General features: G+C 56.1%; 2 protein-coding genes. Both read left to right on the forward strand.

Annotation, left to right across the window (positions count from 1 at the left end; genetic code table 11):
* Nucleotides 1-304: transposase (locus A3764_RS17115; protein ID WP_201722456.1), on the forward strand; the 304-nt coding region annotated here is incomplete at its 5' end.
* A gap of 140 nt (nt 305-444) precedes the next feature.
* Complete coding sequence (locus A3764_RS17120; protein WP_067268441.1) at nt 445-1,014, forward strand: hypothetical protein; 570 nt, start codon at nt 445-447, stop codon at nt 1,012-1,014.
* The last annotated feature ends 283 nt before the right edge of the window (nt 1,015-1,297 follow it).

Consider the following 1,297-nt stretch of genomic DNA (forward strand, 5'->3'; position numbering starts at 1 on the left):
GCTCTCTGGGCTGATGGATGATGCCGAGGAAGACGTGCTCGCCTACATGACCTTTCCCCAACAGCATCGGACGAAGTTGCATTCGACGAATCCGATTGAACGTTTGAACGGCGAGATCAAGCGCAGGACAGACGTCGTCGGGATCTTTCCAAATGAGGCTGCCATACGACGCCTCGTCGGCGCCATCCTCATGGAGCAGACCGAAGAATGGACTGTGCAGCGTGCGCGATACATGACGCTGGAAACCTTGGCACCGGTCTGCGATGATCCCATCATCAGCCTGCCTGCAACGCAGACGGACTGATCAGCTCGGCCGTCGAAAGCGCCCGGCCAGCCGCGAGTTACACCACGCTATGGGGCATGATCTCTTCGGCGGTGCTCAGGACAATCCGGGTCCGGTCACGTCCCGGGCTTAAGCGGGGCGTTGCACTAAGAAGATCCGATGTGGAGGGCGGGGAGATCCTTGAAGCCGAGCGCCGTTTCGGCTATGGCTTCTTTTGTGATTGGTGGATTACTCCCGCCTTGGTGAACGCTTGTCCTGTTGGCGCAGGACAGGCGTTTTTCTTTTTAGGTCGTCATGGTCAGGTCCTCCTTTTCGGTCCAGGTCTGTGTTTGCCCTTGGGCTTGCGGCGATTTCTTAGCCCCTGCGTGATGGCTCTGAAAGCCGCTCTTCGGGGCTGGAAATTCTGCACGGAATCCTGTATCGCGCGAGAAATGTTTGCGAAAAATCAGAGCCTTAAAGGATCCTCTACACAAAGCATCATCACCTGGCGGCAGGCACATGTTGTGGCAATCACCCTGATCTCGCGTGGCGTCAGATGTAGGACACAAGATTGTCTTGCCATCGTCGCGCAGCCCCAAATGAAGCCGAAAATTTTCGCACTTATGTTTCTGAACCCCTTCGGGAATCGATTTTCCAAGCACGGCGCGCAACTGCGACGGTTTGGCACAGCTCAACAGCTGACCTTTGGGATCGAAGACGTCAGAATTCGAAAAACCCGCGCCCTCTGGTGAGCGAAATTCACGAATCGAGCACAAAGATTGCGCGCTGGAAAACAGCGATTGATGGGGATCTGTGTGGGTCGGACAAGCCATCTTTCTTCCTCAAGGCATGCACAGGCTCCTTGCCCATGCGGTTATTCAAGTTTGAGGATAGATACGATGCGTCTGCAGTCGGACCGCACATCCCCCGTACCAGGTTGAGACCGGTGGGGCGGACTGTCAGCTCTCCAAACTTCAGGGAGGCGACAGTCGACCCGGGTCAGGTCAACCTATTATTCGCGCTATTCGCGAGACG

The organism is Sulfitobacter sp. HI0129, assembly GCF_001635395.1.
Lineage (GTDB): Bacteria > Pseudomonadota > Alphaproteobacteria > Rhodobacterales > Rhodobacteraceae > Sulfitobacter.